The organism is Nocardia sp. NBC_01009 (assembly GCF_045208035.1).
GTDB lineage: Bacteria > Actinomycetota > Actinomycetes > Mycobacteriales > Mycobacteriaceae > Nocardia.
This window is the reverse complement of record NZ_CP108695.1, coordinates 18039-36914: the sequence shown is the minus strand read 5'-3', so window position 1 is coordinate 36914 and position 18876 is coordinate 18039. Positions and strand designations below refer to the sequence as shown.

Genomic DNA, 18876 nt, shown 5'->3' with positions numbered 1-18876 from the left:
CCGCCAGTACCTGGCCTCATCGGCCTACTGCTTCCGTCGAGCCGCCGAGAAGTAGGCGTCCGCCCGTCATCGAAGGCGGTGCCTGCCCTCGTCGAGCGCGCGACGTGTGGGGGTCAGCGGTGGCGGCATCGACATCGGTCGAGGGTGATGATGCCGATCAGCTCGTCGCGCGGTCGGCGAAAACTTGACGTGCCACGGCGATTGCGTTGAGGGCGGCGGGGAAGCCTGCGTAGGACGCCATCTGGGTGATGACTTCGACCGCCTCGGTGGTGGTGCCACCGACATTGAGCAGGGCGTGGATGTGCACCGCCAGTTGGGGTGCGGCGGTGCCGAGAGCGGTCAGCATGGCGACGGTGGTCAGCTCGCGTGTCTTCAGGTCGAGGCCAGGGCGGGAGTAGATGTCGCCGAAAACGAATTCGAGGAGGTAGCGGGCGAGGTCGGGGGCGATGTCCTGGAGCGAGGCGATGACCTGCTCGCCGGCGTGGCCGTCGATCTCCGAAAGCCGGGCGCTGCCCCGCTCGAACCGGTCACCGGTCGGGGCGGGGGCGGTTCGGGTCTGCGCTGGAATGTCGGTGCGGGCTTCGAAAATCGCACGGGCCGCGATCAGTCCGTTGAGCGCGGCCGGGAAGCCCGCATACACACTGACGTGAATGAGGGTCTCCACGATCTCCTCGCGCGTGCAGCCCACATTCAGCGCGCCGTCGATGTGGAAGCGCAACTGTGGTGCCGCATTGCCCATGGCCGCGAGCGCGGACACGGTGGCGAGCTGACGTTGCGGCAGTGTCAGGCCGGGGCGGGACAGGATGTCGCCGTAGCCGAACTCGACAGTCAGCCTGCCGAGGTCCGGTGCGATGTCGGCAAGGCTGTCGAGCACTGCGGGATTCGGGCTGCCACTGACCGTCCGCAATACTGCCGAGCCACGTTCGAAACGGTCATTTTCGCTGGTAGAAGTCGCTGTTGTGGACTTTGTGTTGGTCATGTCAGAACTGTAAAAGCTGGAGTGCACTCCAACGCAAGCTCCTCCTCGAGGCCGACGTAGAAATCAGGTGAATCTCGGGGTCGGCCCGGATGTGGCGTTGCGCCGCGAAGCCTAGCGTCGAGGTATGCGCTTTCTTCCGATCGTTGTGGCTACGTTCGCGGTTGCTCTGCTCGTCGGATGCTCAGCGGACCCGAAACCGGCCGCGCCGGGGGTGTCCGACAGTCGAAAGCAGGCCGTGCAGGCCGATATCGATCGGATGGTGGAGTCCGGGGTGGCCGGGGCGATCGCCACGGTCACCGAGAACGGCGCGACGGTCATCTTGACCAGCGGTGTCGCCGATCGAGACACTCGCGCACCGATCCTCGCCGATCCACCGCAGCAGACACGAATCGGCTCCATCAGCAAGTCGTTCATCGCGTCGGTGGTGCTGCAGTTGGTGGCGGAGGGCAAGATTCGGCTCGACGAACCGATCGACACCTACCTGCCCGGCTTGCTGGTGGGCGACGGCATCGATGGCCGCGCCATCACCGTGCGCCACATTCTGCGTCATCAGAGCGGATTGCCCGAATTGACCGACGACCCGCAGATCGACGAGTACCGGGTGGCACTGCAAGGTCGCACGGTGACGCCCGAACAGGAGGTCGCCAGCGCGCTCATGCGGCCGGCGGTGTTCGCGCCCGGCACCCGATGGGAGTACACCAACACCAACTACATCGTCGCGGGCATGCTGGTCGAGCGGGTCACGGGCGCGCCGTATACCGAGGAGCTGAACCGGCGCATCCTGCGGCCGCTCGCGCTCGAAGACACCTATCTCCCCGGCACTGGCGAGCTGGACATCCGCGGGCCGCACCCGAAGGGTTACGCCTCCGTCGACGGGGTGATGACCGATGTGACCCGGATCGAGCCCTCGGTGCCGTGGGCCGCGGGCGCGATGGTGTCCACCGGCGTGGATCTGAATCATTTCTACTCGGAGCTGCTTGCGGGCCGGGTGGTACCCGCGGTCCAGCTGGCCGAGATGCGTGCGGGCGTATCTATGGGGTCCAAGCTGGCAGGCATGAACTATGGACTCGGCATCGGGTCGATGCACTTGCCTTGTGGCGCGGAGTATGTCGGCCACATCGGCGGGATATACGGGTTCCTCACAATCTCCGGCGCCACGCCGGAAGGGCGCGCGATCACTTACGCCTTCACCCAGGATCCGGAGTCGCAACCCGACATCCCGGGCATGTTGAGCCGGGCCCTGTGTCCGTGATCCGTCGCTAGTTTTAAATGTGAATCTTCGCAACATATACCGGCATCTATCGGTGCTCGAACTGTTGATCTTGGTCAACAGCTCCAGCAGAAGGCTCCAGCGGTCAATGCCTTCGCGATCACTCTCGCTGACCGTTGGCCCGACGCCCAAACCTACTGGGAGAAACCGCCGGAAACACGGTTAGCGAGATAGCCCCTCGTCGACCGCCGCTACCCCGCGATAGCAGATCGAACGCCGTCGAATGGTTGCCGAGGGCCTGTTCGAACCGCCATTCGACTACCGTCGATAAGCATCGGTGCCGAGGATGGTCAGGTATTGGGCGGTCGGCAGCCGTAATCAGCCTGTGGGACGGCCGAACAGAATGATCTGCATCAGGTGGATCACCCGCCGCCGCGAGCAGACCGGATTGTCGGGGCCGAGCCATTGACCGAGATCGACGACCAGAGCGAGCGCGGTGTGCACGAGCAGTCGCGCCTCGGCCGCGGTGAGCTCGGGACGAACAGCGGCGAGCAGCTTCGCCCACTCTTCGACGTTGAGCCGCTGGATGTTTCGCAGCACCGTGCGAGCCTCCGCCGGTACATTGCTGATCTCGGCGTAGTAGACGAAGGTCAGGTCGCGCTCGGCGAACGAGCCCGTCACATACAGCTCGATCAGCGTTGTCAGCGCCTGTTCGGGGCTGTCGGATGCGGCGATCGCGGGCCCGATCGCCGCCGAAACCCGGTCTGCCGCACGACGGAACGCAGCGGCGAGAATATCGCCTTTGCTGCGGTAGAAGCGGTACACCGCCGACGATGCGGGCAGCCCGGCCGCAGTGGCGATATCCTCCACACTGACATTCGGATAGCCTCGCGCGTGGAACAGCTCGACCGCGCGCTTCAGCAGTAGCTCGTGCTTGAAGGTCAGCGGAATCTCGCTTGCCCCAACGGATTCGGTGTCCGTGCTGTTCAGCGGTGGCAGCTCGCAGGTGGTGACCGAACGGCAAGCGGCACGCAACAGCGTGGTCAGCGGACGCACCGGCACCGAGACATGGTGATCGGAGATGCTGCCGATCACGCTCATGGCGGCGGCCGCGAGCACCGTTCGGTCCGCACCGTCCAGTTCCGGACGTGTCTCGGCGAGCAGTGCGCGGACCACCGCATCGGTGGCCGTGAGTTGGTCGATCAGGATCTGGCGATCGGCGGCCTCGAGGTAGCGGTTCTGCCAGCGCAACAGGGCGGCGCTGCGGCGATTCGCGATGGATGCCGCGATCAGGGCGTCGAGGATATGGCCGAGGCGTTCCGCGGCGGGCCGCTCGCGCAGCTCCGCGGGCAACGTCACGGCTTCTTCGCTGAGTCCGCCCAGGCGCAGCGCCTCCTCCCGGAACAGCGCGTACTTGCTCGGGTAGTGCCGGTAGAGCGCGGTGGAGGTGATGTCGAGCCGAGAGGCGATGTCCTCCATGCTCACGCCGTGGTATCCGAAGGATCCGAAGGCCTCCGCGGAGGCCGCTGCGATCTGGGCCCGCCGGTCGCGCGGACGCCGCCGCACCGCGCGTGCGGAGCCGCCCGCGCCTGCGGTCGCTTTCCGCGCAATGCGGCGATCCATGGCATCCATGCCGCGATGGTAGCCCAATCAGATGCTGGGAATCCGCGGCTTTCCTGGCTCGTGATCGAATTGAATCAAAGATCACAAATTCTGGTAGATATCGCTTCTACATGGAGTACCTGTTGCGCTCGGTATCAGAATCATTGATAACTTCATCGACCGGTCGGTATCGCATTCTGCCCACGTTTGGGGAGGGTGCGGGACCGTCGGCGGCGCGGGCAGACTACGCCCGCGCGGGACGTCCGAAGAGGACGAGCTGCATCAGCAGGGCCACCCGGGCGGGCGATGCGATCGGCTCGGTGCCGAAGGAACGGCCGAGATCGACCACCAACGCGAACGCGGCATGAACAAGGAAGCGGGCCTCCGCAGGCGACAGCTCGCCGCGCACCTCGCGCACCAGCCGAGCCCACTCCTCCACGCTGAGCCGCTGAATATTTCGCAGCACCGCTCGTTCCTCCGCGGGAACATGCTGGAATTCCGTGTAGTACACGAACGTCAGCGCACGCTCGGCGAACGAGCCTGCCACATACTGCTCGATCAGCGCGGTGATGGCTGCCTCGGCGTCGGGTGCGGCGGCCACCGCGGGCCCGATCGCACCCGAAACCCGGTCGGCGGCCCGTCGAAACGCGGCGGCCAGCAGATCGCTCTTGCCCCGATAGAAGCGATACACCGCGGAAGCCGCCGAAAGTCCTGCGGCAGTAGCGATTTCCTCGACGCTGACATTTGGGTAGCCGCGATCGTGGAAGAGCTCGACCGCCTTGCGTAGCAGCAGCTCGTGTTTGAACGAATCCGGGATCTCCACCGCGGGCACCGGGTCCGCCACCGCCTGCTCCGGCGGCAGCTCCGCCGAGCTGATCGCCAGACTGGCCGAATTCAACAGGCGGGCAAGAGGTTTCGCGAGCAATGTCGCGTGATGGTCGGCAATGCTCGTGATCGCGCTCAACATGGCCGCGCGCAGCACCCTGACATCGTTGTCGCTGAGCGTGGGCCGCACCGCCGCGAGCTGATCGCCCAGCGCGCCGACGACGGTCAGCTGCTGTTCGGTGAGCACCTCGAGGTCTTCCGGCTCGAGGTAGCGCCCTTCCCAGCGGACCAGGGTGACCGTGGCGCGATTCTCGATCGTCACGGCGATCAGCGAATCGAGCACCTCGCGCAGCCGCTGCTCCGGCGCGGAGTCCGCGGCCGTCTCCGGCAGCTCGACGGACTGGGTCATTGCGGCGCCCACCCGCAGCAGTTCCTCCCGGAACAGCGCGTACTTGCTCGGATAGTGCCGGTACAGCGCCGCCGAGCTGATGCCGAGCCCGGAGGCGATGTCCTCCATGCTCACGCCGTGATACCCCAGCGCGCCGAACGCCGCCGCCGACGCCGCGGCGATCTGGGCGCGCCGATTCTTCGGTCGACGCCGGATCTCCCGAGGTGCCGGGTCGCCGCTGACCGCCTTGCGCGCCGTACGGCGATTGTCGACACTCATGCCGACAATGGTAACGACCTGGCGGCCCCCATGATTTGCCCAGGTCGCGGACCGACATCAGGCCCAGTGAACGCAAATGGTTTAACGTTTGATTTCTGCTTGATGTGGGAGGCTGAGCAATGAGTGCTCAACAAATCGCGATCGTTCTTTATCCGGGGGTGACCGCGCTGGATGCGATCGGGCCGTACGAAGTGCTGCGGTTCGTGCCCGGCACCGAAGTCAGGTTCGTCGGACACGAGCCGGGTCCGGTGATCACCGACAGCGGAGTACTCGCCCTCGGCGTGACGCATACCTTCGAGGAAACTCCCGCACCGCAGATCATCGTCATTCCCGGCGGTCCCGCCGCCACCGCCATCGCCAGCGATAAACGTGTCCTCGACTGGTTGGAGTCGGCGCACGAAACCACCACGTGGACCACATCGGTGTGCACCGGCGCGCTGGTCCTCGCCGCTGCGGGCCTGCTCGACGGAAAACCCGCCACCACCCACTGGGCCGCACAGGGCGCACTCGGCCTGATGGGCGCCAAACCTCAACGCGACCAGCGAATCGTGCACGCAGACCGGATTGTCACCGCCGCGGGTGTCGCGGCAGGACTCGACCTCGCCCTGTGGTTGGTCGGTGAAACCCACGGTCGGGAACGCGCCGAAATCATCCAGCTCGACATCGAATACGACCCACAGCCGCCTTTCGACGCGGGCCACCCGAGCAAGGCCTCGGCCGTGGTGTGCCGCAAGGCGTTGGCCGACCAAGCCAGGATGGCCCCGGCCCTGCGGCGCAGCGAATCCTTCGTCCTGACCATCACGGGAGCTCAAAAAGCTCTGTGGCGTAGCACTATTCGGCGCATCCGTAGCTGACGCCTCGGCATAGTCCGAGATACAGCTGTTCGCGCGACGGCTGTGGCAGGCCAGTGCTGAAACCCCTCCACCACGCGGACGCTGTCGAAGTCGCAGTGGATCTGCTGTTCCTCGATCAGAGGCCCGGCGGAAGGTTCCCGTCGCTCGACGGCAGTCTGAGCCAGTTCGCTGGAGGGGCCACATGGCAGTACCTCGGGCGGGAATTTTCCGACTTCGACGAGACCTTCGCTTCAGCCGACGTCATCCGGTGCATTAGTGTCGAAGGTGGCCAGCCCCAATGCCTTCCACGCTTCGAGCAGACGCTTGTCGCCTGAAGCGACGACGAGATCGGTGTCCTCCACCTGTTCGGCGGAGGCGCAGTGGACGGCGTCGTATCCGCGCAGCGCAAGCAGGTCGGCTAGTTCTGCCGCGCGCAGGATCAATGCCTCGTCGACTTCGGTGATTTCTATTTGCGGCCACAGTTGGTCCAGGAGATGTCGGCACGCGGCATACTCCGCGTCGCGGAGGCGTGCCATTCGGTGCGCCTGGGCGAGGGCGGCCGCAGTCTCGATATAGAGCAGTCTGCTCGACACGACGGCGTCGGCATCATTCCAAAATCGGCGGCAGGCATGGCTGCTCGGTTCGCTGACCAGCAGGGGGACAAAGGCTGACGTATCCAGGTATCCGATCACCGGCGCTGCTCATCGATGAGCTCGCTGACGATGCCTTTCGCGTGGACCGGTTCCGGTGCTGGCTGCTTCCTCGTGCGCGCAGGTTGTATGCGTCCTTCCTCGCGCAACTGCTCCAGCCTCGTCAGCCGCTCGACCGGAACGATACGGGCGATCGGTCGTCCATGGTCGGTGATGGTCACCGTATGTCCAGAGCGAACCTCGGCTAGGTGGCGGCTGAGGCTGTCACGCAGTTCCCGAATACCGACGTCCATGAACACTCCTTGGTGGCCATATTTATATGAGATATTGTAGCCACAAATGCTAGGTTGTGGACACACAGCTGGGGTGTCGCGATAAGTGTCTGGTTGATGACGGAGGCGGCTGTTCATAGGCCACCTCCTTGTCGGTCCGCGTATCGCCGCGTTCAGGGGAACCGCAGGTCCGAGCCAAGCGCGCAGGTCTACAACAGCGGCGCAGTAGTCATCGGCTTCATCAATGACCCGTTGGGTGGTGAGGTCGCTGTCGCGGATGAGTGGTGCGAGTTCTTGTGCCAGGTTGGCGTATCCGATGAAGGGGCGGCCGTCGGGGTAGGTGAGCGGCAGTTCGGTGCCATGGGTGGCATCGAACTGCCGCTCAGCCGCACATAGATTCGGCAGATGTCGGGATCGGTGAACATGAATCCCGCAAAGGTGTAGTCCTCTTCGAACCACGGGAACCCGCCCGCGTCCGTCTTCCCAAACATGGCAAAAAGCTTGGCGCGCAATATCTCCTGCCTCTGCAATGATCACGGCGTAGGGGCGGTCGACTGATACGCTGCGGCCAGTCCAGGTCGCGAGCGTGACGAGGAGCCAACCGGTGAGTGCATCGCAATCGAACGCCCAGGCCGCGACCTGTCCGGTTCCGCATCTCGACTCACCGGTGATACCCGATAGTGAACGTGTCCCGCTGTATGCCCCGGAGTTCGCCACCGATCCGCATGGCGCCTATCGAGCATTGCGTGACCGCTATGGCTCGATGGTGCCGGTGGACATCGCACCCGGCGTGCCTGCCACTTTGGTGATCGGATACCGAACCGCGGTGCGGATCCTGCACGATCCGGAACGCTTCCCGGCTGATCCGCGCACCTGGGAGCGCGACATCCCCAGCGACTGCCCGGTGCTGCCGGTGATGGGGTGGCGTCCGAACGCGCAGCACAGTGCCGGCCTCGAGCACCATCGCTACCGGCAGGTCAATACGGCCAGCCTCGATGCGGTCGATCGACACGCCATGCATGCCACCGTCGAGCAGATCGCCGTGCCGCTGATCGACAGCTTCTGCGAAACCGGTACGGCCGATCTGATCAGCCGATACGCCTTTCCGCTCGTCTTCGACTGCGTCAATGCCTTGCTCGGCTGTCCGCCGGAAATCGGCCGCCGGATCGCGGCGGGCATCTCGGCTGTCATCGAGAGCGTCGACTCCACGGAGGGCAACGTGATGCTCGCCGAGGCGCTGATGGAGCTGGTCACGCTCAAACGCGAACAGCCGGGTGACGATGTCACTTCGCGGGTGTTGCAGCATCCGGCCGCACTCGATGACACGGAGGCGCTGCATCAGCTCGCCGCCCTCTACGGCGCGGGGCTTGAACCGCTACAGAATCTGATCGTCAAAACCATGCTGCTGATCCTGGTCGACGAACGGTTCGCGGGTGATGTCCTGGACGGTAGATTGTCGACTCGTGATGCCCTCGACGAGGTCTTGTTCAACGACCCGCCGTTGGCGAATATGTGCTTCAGCTATCCACGGCAGCCGATTCTGATCGACGACGTCTGGCTGCCCGCCCATCAGCCGGTCATCATCAGCATGGCCGCCTGCAATAGCGACCCAGCGGTGAATACCGGCGACCGGGTGGGCAATCGCTCACATCTGGCCTGGAGCCTCGGACCGCACGCCTGCCCGGCTCAGTCGGTGGGCTACCAGATCGCCGAGGACGCTATCGACCAGCTGCTCGACGCATTGCCGGAACTCGAACTGGCCATCCCGGCTGACGAATTGGTATGGCGGCCAGGGCCGTTCCACCGCGCCCTGACCGCTCTGCCTGTCACGTTCCCTCCGGCGTCGGCGTCGACGACGCTCTAACGCAGCGCGGCGTACCAATCGAGGAGGTCCGGGTCGTCGACGGCGCTGCGCTCGACGACGCGGGCCGGGTCTGCGCCCTGGAAGTGCTTCTTGATCGGGACTTCGAAATCCTTCGTCCTGACGATGATCTGTGCGCAAAAAGCATTGTGGTGCAGTCCAATACGACGTATCCGCAGCTGTCGGGTCATCGTGCAGGCGGCCGGCTGTACCGACGATGCGGTGTTCGCCACCTCGGACGGTGAAAACATCGGTGTCAGCACGGGCGTTCAGCTGACAGGGGGAACTCGGTCTGCGGTCGTACTCGAACCTGATTCACCCGGCGCAACCAGTGGTAATGGCCGGGTGAATTTGCCGACAGCGTGGAGGTGGCTCAGCGCCTGGGCATAGGAGTCGAGGAGGCTGGTCTGGCAATACGGCAGACCGATCTCGGTACAGAACTCCACGACCAGTGGCTGGGCTCGGCGCAGATTGGGCCGCGGCATCGATGGGAACAGATGGTGCTCGATCTGGTAGTTCAGGCCGCCTAGTGCCGCGTCGACAAGTCGGCTGCCGCGAACGTTGCGGGATGTGAGCACCTGACGGCGTAGGAAGTCGGTGGCGTCGCCTTCTTCCAGGACTTCCATGCCCTTGTGGTTGGGCGCGAAGGTGCAGCCCATATAGAACCCGAACAGTCCCTGCTGGACAACGATGAAGGCGACCGCTTTGGCCGGGGAGAGGACCAGCAACGTCGCTGCCAGGTATCCGGCGGCGTGCGCCGCGAGTAGCACACCCTCCCAGACCCGGTTGGGGATCGGCCACCGCAGCACCGCTCGGACGCTCGAGTAGTGCAGACTGGCGGCCTCGAGGAACAACATCGGAAAAAATAGCCAGGCTTGGTGACGGAATATCAGCCGCCGAATGCCAGTGCTGGTCTGTGCTCGATCCCCGGAGTGAGCCAAGATCCCCGAAACGTCGGGATCCGCTCCTTCGGTGTTGGGGTGGGCGTGGTGCCGGTTGTGATTGCTGGTCCACCAGCCAATACTCAGCCCGATACCGAGATTGCCGGCGATCACACCGAACAGATAGTTGGCCCGCCGGGTCCCGAAGATCTGGCGGTGCCCAGCGTCATGGCCCAGGAACGCGATCTGGGCGAACAGAACCGCCAGGAACGCGGCGATGCTCAGTTGCCACCACGAATCGCCGACAAGGAAGAACGCCGTCCACCCGGCCACCAATGCCGCCGCGATGACCGCAATCTTGCGGAGGTAATACCCCAACTGCCGCTCCAGTAGTCCAGCCTGGCGCACCCGACGCAACAAAACCGCGTACTCGCTGCCACGCGCCGATACGGCACCTGTCGTGGCGGCGGATCGCGACGCCACCAGTCCAGGAGATCTTTCCGTTCGTGGTCCGCCTACCGTCATGTGGTTCACTTTCAGGATTCCCACCATGGTGCAGGGACGTGCGGCATCTCCGTGCGGGCCGAGTTCGACCGGTGAGCCTCTTCCACCGTGACGGCGCCCCTGGTGGCGGCGGGGCGATCGGCCGCAACCGGTCCCACACGAGTGTACGCACTGCGCGGGCGACCTCTTTTGCCGACGGACGGCGGACGCGGAGGTCGTCCATTGCATTGAGCATCGCGTACGGATCGCCCAGAGGCAATCCGGCATGGAAAGCCCTGTGGCGCAGCGCAATCAGACGCATCCGCGCCGATGGCGGTGGAGGCTGCCACGCAATCTTCGAATATCGACGTCCATGAACGACTCCGTGGTGGCCATATTTATGGATTCGTCACTATGCGGGCCGTGGGCGGATAGAGCCATACCAATCGAGCAGGTCCGGGTTGTCGACGGCGCTGCGCTCGACGACGCGGGCCGGGTCCGCGCCCTGGAAGAGCTTCTTGATCGGGACCTCGAGCTTCTTACCGGTTCTGGTATGCGGAATGCCGGGGGCGACAAGGATTTCGTCCGGTACGTGGCGCGGGGAGACCTCGGTGCGGATGGCGGTGTTGATGCGTGTCTTCAGCTCGTCGGTGAGCTCGGCGCCGGGGGCGAGGACGACGAACAGCGGCATCCAGTAGCCGCCGTCGGGCTGTTCGGCCCCGATGACAAGCGCCTCGGAGATCTCGGGCAGGCGCTCGACGGATTGGTAGATGTCGGCGCTGCCCATCCGGATGCCGTGCCGGTTGAGGGTGGAGTCGGAGCGGCCGTGCACGACCACGCTGCCGCGGTCGGTGATGGTGATCCAGTCACCGTGCCGCCATACGCCGGGGAACATGTCGAAATAGGCGTCGTGGTAACGGGTTCCGTCGGGATCGTTCCAGAAGCGCACCGGCATGGAGGGCATGGGCGCGGTGATGACCAGCTCACCGACCTCGTCACGGACCGGATGGCCATCGGGGTCGAAAGCCTCGAGTGCGACACCCAGATAGGGGGCGGACAGTTCGCCGGGCCAGGTGGGCACTGTGCGCGCGCCGCCGATGAAGGCGGAGACCACGTCGGTGCCGCCGCTGATCGAGGCGACCTGCACGTGCTCGCCGACGTTGTCGCCGAGCCACACTGCCGAGGAGGGCGGCAGCGACGAACCGGTGATGCCGACCTGGCGCAGCGCGGAAAGGTCGTGATCGGTGCGTGGCACCGCACCCGCCTTGATGCAGGCGAGCACGTAGCCGGGGCTGGTGCCGAGCACAGTCGCGCCGACCTGAGCGGCGTGGTGCCACAGGGCATCCGGGGAGGGGTAGGTGGGGCTGCCGTCGTAGCAGACGATGGTTGCGCCGACGAGCAGACCGGCGATCTGGAAGTTCCACATCATCCAGCTGGGGCTGGTGTACCAGAAGAAGGTGTCGTCGGGCCCGATATCCGCCTGCAGGGCAACGGCTTTGAGGTGCTCGATCATGACGCCGCCGTGGCCGTGCACGATGCCCTTCGGTAAGCCCGTGGTGCCGGAGGAGAACACGATCCACAGCGGGTGGTCGAAGTCGACGGCCGCGGTCTCGATGACGGCGGCTTCGGTCTCGGCATTGGCGGTGGCCGCGCGCCACGACAGCGTCTCCGGGACTTCCAGGCCCAGTTGGGAGACGGCGACGGTGGCCTTCAGTGTGCCGAGTCCGGCTTGCAGTGCCGCGATGTCGTCGCGCTTGTCGTGGGCCTTGCCGCCGAAGCGGTAGCCGTCGGCCGTGACGAGCACCGTCGGTTCCAGCTGGCCGAGCCGGTCGAGCGCGGCTTTGGGGGAATAGTCCTGCCCGCAGGCGCTCCACACCGCACCGATGCTCGCGGTCGCCAGGAACGCGATCACCGCCTCCGGGATATTCGGCAGATATCCCGCTACTCGATCGCCCGGCTGCACGCCGAGCGAGCGCAAAGTGCGCGCGAAGGCCGCGGTGCCGTCGATCAATTCGGTCCAGGACACCGCACGCGGCGAGCTGTCCTCGGTGATCTGCACGATGGCGGGGCGGTCGGTGCGGAACTGACGAATAACCTGGTCGACATAGTTCAGCCGAGTCCCGGGAAACCACTGTGCACCAGGCATTTCAGTGCTGGCGAGCACCTCGCCGCCGATCGCACCGAGCTCGAAGTAGTCCCACACCGCGTGCCAGAAACCGGGCAGGTCGTCGACCGACCATTGCCACAGTGCCCGGTAGTCCGGTGCGGACACACCCGTGCGAGCCGCCACGAACTTCGCGAAGTCGGTGATTCTGGCATCGGCGATATCGTGCTCGGTCGGCACCCATTGTGGTTGCACCGCACTACCTCCTGGCTCGGCTCTTGTTGAATCAGCTGTGGGGGGCCGCACGCCGCACGATCTGTTCGGCATGGCGCAGCACCGGCGCATCGACCATCCGGCCCTCGAAGGCGAATACCCCCCGGTGTTTCGGCACCTCGTCGAGTACCCTTCTGGCCCAGTCGATTTCGTCCTCGGACGGCGCGTATGCCGCTCTGATGACCGGAACCTGGCTCGGATGAATGGCCACCTTCGCGTCGAAACCGATCGCGACCGCATCCAGCGATTCCGCCCGCAGTCCGTCGAGATCGCGGAAATTCAGGAACACCGAGTCGAGGGCGAACTTTCCGTACGCCTTGGCCGCGAGCAGCGAGGTGGACCGAACATGCCGTGCCACATCGCGATAGCTGCCGTCGGCATGCCTGCTCGAGTTCCCGCCGAGCCCGGCGACGAGATCTTCGGCCCCCCACATCACGCCGATCGCATTGCGCGCCATCGCCGCCCTGCCGACCGCGAGCGCGCCGAGCGGCGATTCGATCAGCGCGATCACTTCGTACTCCGAGAGCGCAGTGAGCTGTTCGGCGGATTCACATTTGGGCAGCATGATCCGTCGATATTCGGTGCGGTGCAGAGCGGCGAGGTCCGAGTCGTGGTCCTCGGTGTCGACGGCATTGATTCGCACAACGGTGGTCTCGGGATCGAGCGGGGTGTCGATCAATGCCTTGCGCGCCGCCGCCTTGTCACCGGCGGCCACGCCGTCCTCGAGGTCGATGATCACCACATCGGCTGCGGCTGCGGCCTTTTCGTAGCGTTCGGGGCGATCGGCCGGGCAGAACAGCCATGCGGGGCCCGCCATCTCCCAGCTCATGCTCGGCTCGGATCTTTGCGGACCAGCGTCTTGCGCACCGCCGTCGCGACGATATCGCCATGTTGATTGCGTGCGGTGTGCGCGAAGGTGGCGATGCCCTCGCCGGGGCGGCTCTTGGACTCCCGCTTGTCGGTGACCACCGTCTCGGCGTACATGGTGTCGCCGTGGAACAGCGGCTTCGGGAAGGCGATCTCGGAGAAACCGAGGTTGGCGACGATGGTGCCCTGCGTCAGTTGCGTGACCGAAAGGCCGACCAGGGTGGAGAGGGTGAACATCGAATTCACCAGGCGCTGGTGGAACGGCGGCAGCTGCTCGCTGAACGCCGCATCCAGGTGCAGCGCCTGGGTGTTCATCGTCAGCGTGGTGAACAGGACATTGTCGGCCTCGGTGATGGTGCGGCCCGGCCGGTGCTCGTACACCACGTCGGTCTCCAGCTCCTCGAACCACAGGCCACGCTGCACAATCCTGCGCGGCTGCACCGGAGCGTTCACAGCCCCAACTCCCGCCCGATCAGCATCAACTGCACCTCCGTTGTGCCCTCGCCGATCTCCAGGATCTTGCTGTCGCGATAGTGCCTTGCCACAGCGTATTCGTTCATGAACCCGTAGCCGCCGAAGATCTGGGTGGCGTCGCGGGCGTTGTCCATCGCCGCCTCGCTGGCCACCAGCTTCGCGATCGCGGCCTGCTTCTTGAACGGCTTGCCCGCGAGCATCAGTGCGGCCGCGTCGTAGTAGGCGGTGCGTGCGGCGTGCGCGCGCGCCTCCATGCGGGCGATCTTGAAGGCGATGGCCTGATTGCGGCCGATGGGCCTGCCGAAGGCCTCGCGGTCCTTCGCGTAGCGCACGCTTTCGTCGACGCAGCCCTGCGCGGCGCCGACCGAAAGCGCGGCGATGGCGATGCGGCCCTCGTCCAGGATGCGCAGGAAGTTCGCATAGCCGCGGCCGCGTTCGCCGAGCAGGTTCTCCGCAGGCACCCGCACGTCGGTGAAGCTCAGCGGGTGGGTGTCGGAGGCATTCCAGCCCACCTTGTTGTAGGCGGGCTCGGCGACGAAACCGGGGGTGGTGGTCGGCACCAGGATGGTGGAGATCTCCTTCTTGCCGCCCGACTGGCCGGTCACCGCGGTGACCGTCACCAGCTTGGTGATGTCGGTACCGGAGTTGGTGATGAACTGCTTGCTGCCGTTGATGATCCACTCACCGCTGTCGAGCGTGGCGGTGGTGCGGGTGCCGCCCGCATCGCTGCCCGCGCCGGGTTCGGTCAGCCCGAACGCGGCAAGGGCGCGGCCACTGGTCAGCTGCGGCAGCCATTCCTGCTTCTGCTCGTCATTGCCGAAACGGTAGATGGGCATCGCGCCGAGCGACACTCCGGCCTCGAGGGTGATGGCCACGCTCTGATCGACCTTGCCGAGTTCCTCCAGCGCCAGGCACAGCGCGAAGTAGTCGCCGCCCATGCCGCCGAACTCCTCGGGGAACGGCAGGCCGAACAGGCCCATCTCCGCCATGCCCGCGACCACCTTGTACGGGAAGGTGTGGTTCGCATCGTGTTCGGCGGACACCGGCGCCACCACCGACTGCGCGAAATCACGTACGGTCATGGCGAGGTCACGGTAGTCGTCGGGCAGTGTGCCCGTGGACAGGAAGTCGGTCATGCTGGGTCTCCTTCGCGCTCAGCGGTATTCGTCTGGTCGGGTGCGGCGGACTCGGCCTCGATCGGCGCTGCCGTAATGCGTGCCAGGGGCTGGCCGAGCCGCACCTGGGTGCCCGGCTCGACAAGTAGTTCGACGATGCCCGCGATCGGCGCGGTGAGCGAATGTTCCATCTTCATCGCCTCCACGACCACCACCGGTGCTCCGGCGGCCACCACGGCGCCGGAGCGGACCGGCGCCGCGATCACCGAACCCGGCATGGGACTGACGATCTCGGCGTCGCCGACATGTTCATCGCCGCCGCGGACCTTGACCTCCGCCAATTCCCGCAGCGTGGTGACGCCGCCGGGTCCGGCCACCCAGAGCTGTTCGTCGTATTCGGCGATGCGGTATTCGCGCCGCAGACCGGCCAGTGTGAGGGTGAGAGCACCGGCCGTTGCCGAGCTCTGTGCGACGAAAGCAGCGGACAGCGAGGCTGATTCGCCGTCGTCGCCGACCCGCACGACCGCCGCAGCCGGGGTCCCGCTCAGGTACACGTGCTCGACGCGATCGCCGCCGGCCAGCCGGATCGGTGTCGGTGCGGCCGCCCCGATCCGCCACCCGGAGGGCACCGCCCACGGGTCGCCCGCAGTGGTGGGCCAGCGCCGCAGCCAGTGATAGGTCGCGGCCGCGATGAGGTCGTCATCGGTGACCGGCGCGGGGTGGAAGTCGGTGACCCGACGGTCGAGCAATCCGGTGTCGAGCTTGCCCGCGACCACATCCGGGTCGGCCAGCAGAAAGCGCAGGAACTCGATATTGCTCGTCACGCCGAGCAGCACCGTATCGGCAAGTGCCCGATCCAGTTTCGCGAGCGCCGCGCCCCTGTCGTGGCCGTGCGCGATGACCTTCGACAGCATCGGGTCGTAGTCGCTGCCGACCACCGTGCCGATCCGCAGCCCCGAATCCACCCGCACACCATGGCCTTCCGGCTCCGACAGGTCGAGCACGGTGCCGCCGGTCGGCAGGAATCCACGGCCCGGGTCCTCGGCGTACACCCTGGCCTCGATCGCATGCCCGACGAGCCGAATCTCGTCCTGCTCGACCATGAGCTTCTGCCCGGCCGCGATGCGCACCTGGCATTCCACCAGATCGACGCCGGTCACCAGCTCGGTGACCGGATGCTCCACCTGCAGCCGGGTATTCATCTCCATGAAGAAGAATTCGTCCGGCCGGTCGGCGGAGACGATGAACTCGACAGTGCCCGCGCCGACATAGTTCACGCTGCGCGCCGTATTGCAGGCGGCGGCGCCGATCCGGGCGCGAGTTTGCGCGTCCAGCAGCGGTGAGGGGGCCTCCTCGACCACTTTCTGATGGCGGCGCTGCAGGCTGCATTCCCGTTCGCCGAGATGGATCACGTGGCCGAACTGGTCGGCGAGGATCTGCACCTCGATGTGCCGTGGTCGCGTAACGAACCGTTCCAGGAACAGGGTGTCGTCGCCGAATGCCGCACCGGCCTCGCGGCGCGCACTCGCCAGCGCGCCCGGAAGCTGTTGCGGCGCTTCGACCAGGCGCATGCCCTTGCCGCCGCCGCCGGCCGACGGCTTGACCAGCACCGGGTATCCGATGTCCGTGGCCGCGGCGATCAGTTCCTCGTCGGTGAGGCCGGGCCGGGCGATACCGGGCACCACCGGCACGTCGAAGGCCGCGACGGTGTTCTTGGCCGCGATCTTGTCGCCCATGATCTCGATGGCCCGGGCGGGCGGTCCGAGGAAGACGATGCCCGCCTCGGCCAGCGCCGCAGCGAAGGCGGCATTCTCCGAGAGGAACCCGTAGCCGGGGTGCACGGCCTGCGCTCCGGTACGCACGGCGGCCGCCACCACCTTGTCGATGGCGAGATAACTCGCCCTGGCCGGGGCCGGACCGAGTCGCACCGCGACATCGGCCTCGTGGACATGCCTGGCGTCGGCGTCGGCGTCGCTGTACACCGCGACGGAACGAATTCCCAAGGCGCGCAGGGTACGAATGACCCGCACCGCGATCTCGCCGCGATTGGCCACGAGCACGGTGTCGAATTCGACGGGATGAGAGTTGTTCAGCATCGCGATCACATCCGGAAGACGCCGTAGGAAACGGGTTCGAGCGGCGCCTGCGCGCACACCGAAAGGGCAAGTCCGAGCACGGTTCTCGTATCGGCAGGGTCGATGACGCCGTCGTCCCAGAGTCGGGCCGTCGAATAGTACGGATTGCCCTGGTGCTCGTACTGATCGCGAATCGGCGCTTTGAACGCCTCTTCGTCCGCCGCCGACCACGGCCGTCCGCTGCTGTCGAGTTGATCGCCGCGGACGGTCGAGAGCACCGAGGCCGCCTGCTCGCCACCCATCACCGAGATCCTGGCGTTCGGCCACATCCACAGGAAGCGCGGCGAATACGCGCGCCCGCACATCGAGTAATTGCCCGCACCATAGGAACCGCCGATCACCACCGTGAGTTTCGGCACCCGCGCGCACGCCACCGCGGTGACCATCTTGGCTCCGTGCTTGGCGATACCACCCGCCTCGTAGTCACGGCCGACCATGAACCCGGTGATGTTCTGCAGGAACAGCAGCGGGATCTTGCGCTTGTCGCACAGCTCGATGAAGTGCGCGCCCTTCATAGCGGACTCGCTGAACAGCACGCCGTTGTTGGCGACAATGCCCACCGGATGCCCGTGGATGTGGGCGAACCCCGTCACCAGCGTTTTGCCGTATTCGGCCTTGAATTCATGAAAGCCGCTGTCGCCGTTCGATCCGCCGTCGACGAGCCGGTCGATCACCTCGCGGACGTCGTAGGGCGTGCGCAGATCGACCGGCACCACGTCGTAGAGCTCGGATTCCGGCGCTGCGGGCGCGACGGTGGGCAGCACGTCCCACGGACTGGCCGGACGCGGGCCGAGCGTGGCCACGATGCGGCGCACGATGCGCAGCGCGTCCTGGTCGTCTTCGGCCAGGTGATCGGTGACCCCCGAGGTGCGCGAGTGCAATTCACCGCCGCCGAGCTCCTCGGCGGTCACCACCTCGCCGGTCGCCGCCTTCACCAGCGGCGGCCCGGCGAGGAAGATCGTGCCCTGATTGCGCACGATCACCGCCTCGTCGCTCATCGCGGGCACATACGCGCCGCCCGCGGTGCACGACCCGAGCACCGCGGCGATCTGCGGGATCGCCTTGGCGCTCATGGTCGCCTGATTGAAGAAGATGCGGCCGAAATGCTCCCGATCGGGGAACACCTCGTCCTGGTGCGGCAGATAGGCGCCGCCGGAGTCGACCAGATACAGGCAGGGCAGCTGGTTCTGCAGCGCGATCTCCTGCGCGCGCAGGTGCTTCTTCACCGTCATCGGGTAGTAGGTGCCGCCCTTGACGGTGGCGTCGTTGGCCACGATGACGCACTCGCGCCCGGACACCCGCCCGATGCCGGTGATGATTCCGGCGCCGGGGGAGTCGTCGCCGTACATCCCGGTGGCGGCCAGCGGGGAGAGTTCCAGGAATGGGCTGCCCGGATCGAGCAGCTGATCCACCCGTTGCCGGGGGAGCAGCTTGCCGCGGGCCACATGCCGTTCCCTGGCCTTCGCCGGTCCGCCGAGCGCGGCGCTCGCCAGCCGTGCGCGCAGGTCGTCGGTCAGCGCCTGATGCGCCGTGCGGTTGTCGACCGCCGTTTCTACTGCCGTCATCACGCTGTCCTGCCATCCAGTTAGTCGCCGATAACTGGAATTCAGGTTAATCTTTATTAACCGAGATGTCCAGGTCGGCC

The 18876-nt window shown here is 66.0% G+C and carries 16 protein-coding genes; 3 read left to right on the top strand and 13 right to left on the bottom strand.

Features of this window, described 5'->3' with window-relative positions:
* Positions 1-157: 157 nt before the first annotated feature.
* A complete protein-coding gene (locus tag OHA42_RS00135) occupies positions 158-979 on the bottom strand; it encodes a carboxymuconolactone decarboxylase family protein (protein ID WP_406233493.1) in 822 nt (273 codons plus the stop codon).
* Positions 980-1103: 124 nt separating this feature from the next.
* On the opposite strand from OHA42_RS00135, the gene OHA42_RS00130 reads away from it, so the two are divergent.
* Positions 1104-2231 (top strand): serine hydrolase domain-containing protein, encoded by a 1128-nt coding sequence (locus OHA42_RS00130; protein WP_406233491.1) that lies wholly within the window; start codon positions 1104-1106, stop codon positions 2229-2231.
* A 336-nt stretch (positions 2232-2567) separates the two neighbouring features.
* Here the strand turns inward: OHA42_RS00130 and OHA42_RS00125 are convergent, their stop codons facing one another.
* Positions 2568-3821 (bottom strand): TetR/AcrR family transcriptional regulator, encoded by a 1254-nt coding sequence (locus tag OHA42_RS00125; RefSeq protein ID WP_406233489.1) that lies wholly within the window; start codon positions 3819-3821, stop codon positions 2568-2570.
* Between the two features lie 214 nt (positions 3822-4035).
* Positions 4036-5283, bottom strand: coding sequence for a TetR/AcrR family transcriptional regulator (locus OHA42_RS00120; RefSeq protein ID WP_406233487.1), 1248 nt, complete (start codon positions 5281-5283; stop codon positions 4036-4038).
* Between the two features lie 119 nt (positions 5284-5402).
* On the opposite strand from OHA42_RS00120, the gene OHA42_RS00115 reads away from it, so the two are divergent.
* On the top strand, positions 5403-6137 hold the full coding sequence (locus tag OHA42_RS00115; RefSeq protein WP_406233485.1) for a DJ-1/PfpI family protein: 735 nt from the start codon (positions 5403-5405) through the stop codon (positions 6135-6137).
* 230 nt (positions 6138-6367) lie between these two features.
* Here the strand turns inward: OHA42_RS00115 and OHA42_RS00110 are convergent, their stop codons facing one another.
* Together OHA42_RS00110 and OHA42_RS00105 are read right to left on the bottom strand one after the other, a co-directional pair.
* Positions 6368-6808 (bottom strand): type II toxin-antitoxin system VapC family toxin, encoded by a 441-nt coding sequence (locus OHA42_RS00110; RefSeq protein WP_406233484.1) that lies wholly within the window; start codon positions 6806-6808, stop codon positions 6368-6370.
* On the bottom strand, positions 6805-7575 hold the full coding sequence (locus tag OHA42_RS00105; protein WP_406233482.1) for a type II toxin-antitoxin system Phd/YefM family antitoxin: 771 nt from the start codon (positions 7573-7575) through the stop codon (positions 6805-6807). Before OHA42_RS00105 ends, OHA42_RS00110 begins: the two co-directional genes overlap by 4 nt.
* 67 nt (positions 7576-7642) lie before the next feature.
* Between OHA42_RS00105 and OHA42_RS00100 the strand changes: the two genes are divergently transcribed.
* Complete coding sequence (locus OHA42_RS00100) at positions 7643-8902, top strand: cytochrome P450 (protein WP_406233480.1); 1260 nt, start codon at positions 7643-7645, stop codon at positions 8900-8902.
* On the opposite strand, the gene OHA42_RS00095 is transcribed toward OHA42_RS00100, so the two are convergent.
* The 8 genes from OHA42_RS00095 to OHA42_RS00060 form a co-directional block, all read right to left on the bottom strand.
* Positions 8899-9150: a hypothetical protein gene (locus OHA42_RS00095; RefSeq protein ID WP_406239935.1), complete on the bottom strand. Its 252-nt coding sequence runs from the start codon at positions 9148-9150 to the stop codon at positions 8899-8901. The genes OHA42_RS00100 and OHA42_RS00095 overlap by 4 nt on opposite strands.
* An 18-nt stretch (positions 9151-9168) precedes the next feature.
* Positions 9169-10263: a fatty acid desaturase family protein gene (locus OHA42_RS00090; RefSeq protein ID WP_406233478.1), complete on the bottom strand. Its 1095-nt coding sequence runs from the start codon at positions 10261-10263 to the stop codon at positions 9169-9171.
* Positions 10264-10675: 412 nt separating this feature from the next.
* Entirely contained in the window at positions 10676-12622 is a 1947-nt protein-coding gene (locus tag OHA42_RS00085) for an acetoacetate--CoA ligase (RefSeq protein WP_406233476.1), read from the bottom strand.
* A 31-nt stretch (positions 12623-12653) separates the two neighbouring features.
* Positions 12654-13469, bottom strand: a complete 816-nt coding sequence (locus OHA42_RS00080) for an HpcH/HpaI aldolase/citrate lyase family protein (protein ID WP_406233474.1) — start codon at positions 13467-13469, stop codon at positions 12654-12656.
* Positions 13466-13960 carry a MaoC family dehydratase gene (locus OHA42_RS00075; RefSeq protein WP_406233472.1) on the bottom strand — a complete coding sequence of 165 codons (495 nt, stop codon included), beginning with the start codon at positions 13958-13960 and terminating at the stop codon, positions 13466-13468. The genes OHA42_RS00080 and OHA42_RS00075 overlap by 4 nt, the downstream gene beginning before the upstream one ends.
* On the bottom strand, positions 13957-15117 hold the full coding sequence (locus OHA42_RS00070) for an acyl-CoA dehydrogenase family protein (protein ID WP_406233470.1): 1161 nt from the start codon (positions 15115-15117) through the stop codon (positions 13957-13959). The genes OHA42_RS00075 and OHA42_RS00070 overlap by 4 nt, the downstream gene beginning before the upstream one ends.
* Positions 15114-17192: an acetyl/propionyl/methylcrotonyl-CoA carboxylase subunit alpha gene (locus tag OHA42_RS00065; RefSeq protein ID WP_406233468.1), complete on the bottom strand. Its 2079-nt coding sequence runs from the start codon at positions 17190-17192 to the stop codon at positions 15114-15116. Before OHA42_RS00065 ends, OHA42_RS00070 begins: the two co-directional genes overlap by 4 nt.
* Positions 17193-17197: 5 nt before the next feature.
* Positions 17198-18796 (bottom strand): carboxyl transferase domain-containing protein, encoded by a 1599-nt coding sequence (locus tag OHA42_RS00060; protein WP_406233466.1) that lies wholly within the window; start codon positions 18794-18796, stop codon positions 17198-17200.
* Positions 18797-18876 lie beyond the last annotated feature (80 nt).

What these genes read in the sequence shown, in the direction of transcription:
- OHA42_RS00065 (WP_406233468.1), bottom strand. Translation starts at nt 17,192, where the DNA reads ATGCTGAACAACTCTCATCCCGTCGAATTCGACACCGTGCTCGTGGCC.
- OHA42_RS00080 (WP_406233474.1), bottom strand. Translation starts at nt 13,469, where the DNA reads ATGAGCTGGGAGATGGCGGGCCCCGCATGGCTGTTCTGCCCGGCCGAT.
- OHA42_RS00115 (WP_406233485.1), top strand. Translation starts at nt 5,403, where the DNA reads ATGAGTGCTCAACAAATCGCGATCGTTCTTTATCCGGGGGTGACCGCG.
- OHA42_RS00125 (WP_406233489.1), bottom strand. Translation starts at nt 3,821, where the DNA reads ATGGATGCCATGGATCGCCGCATTGCGCGGAAAGCGACCGCAGGCGCG.
- OHA42_RS00135 (WP_406233493.1), bottom strand. Translation starts at nt 979, where the DNA reads ATGACCAACACAAAGTCCACAACAGCGACTTCTACCAGCGAAAATGAC.
- OHA42_RS00060 (WP_406233466.1), bottom strand. Translation starts at nt 18,796, where the DNA reads ATGACGGCAGTAGAAACGGCGGTCGACAACCGCACGGCGCATCAGGCG.
- OHA42_RS00095 (WP_406239935.1), bottom strand. Translation starts at nt 9,150, where the DNA reads ATGTTTTCACCGTCCGAGGTGGCGAACACCGCATCGTCGGTACAGCCG.
- OHA42_RS00130 (WP_406233491.1), top strand. Translation starts at nt 1,104, where the DNA reads ATGCGCTTTCTTCCGATCGTTGTGGCTACGTTCGCGGTTGCTCTGCTC.
- OHA42_RS00120 (WP_406233487.1), bottom strand. Translation starts at nt 5,283, where the DNA reads ATGAGTGTCGACAATCGCCGTACGGCGCGCAAGGCGGTCAGCGGCGAC.
- OHA42_RS00070 (WP_406233470.1), bottom strand. Translation starts at nt 15,117, where the DNA reads ATGACCGACTTCCTGTCCACGGGCACACTGCCCGACGACTACCGTGAC.